General features: G+C 53.4%; 1 protein-coding gene. It reads left to right on the top strand.

What is annotated here, in order from left to right:
* Window positions 1-9: 9 nt before the first annotated feature.
* Window positions 10-114 (top strand): CopG family antitoxin, encoded by a 105-nt coding sequence (locus P8629_RS12890; RefSeq protein WP_442908703.1) that lies wholly within the window; start codon window positions 10-12, stop codon window positions 112-114.
* Window positions 115-298: the final 184 nt, after the last annotated feature.

Genomic DNA, 298 nt, shown 5'->3' with positions numbered 1-298 from the left:
CCGGAAACCTTGCTTGATCGGATCAAAATCGAAGCCAACAAGCGGGACATGCCCTATCAATCACTGATCAAGGCTTGGCTTGCGGACGACGTGAACGACAGCCGTCGGGCCTGAGGTGCTAACGCCCGGCTCACGCGCCGGTTTGGAGCCGCGAAGCGGTGGAAAATCGGTCGCTGTGCAGCCGATTGTTAAATCTTTTTGCGTACGGTATCCTGACCATGGTACAACATCCTGTACAGGAGAACCTTATGGATGCCATTAGCTACACAGCCGCTAGAACCAATCTAGCAAAAACCAT

Source organism: Hydrogenovibrio sp. 3SP14C1 (assembly GCF_029625905.1).
In the GTDB taxonomy this organism is placed as follows: Bacteria; Pseudomonadota; Gammaproteobacteria; order Thiomicrospirales; family Thiomicrospiraceae; genus Hydrogenovibrio.
Note: the sequence above shows the minus strand (reverse complement) of the source record. Positions and strands in the feature narration are given on the sequence as shown.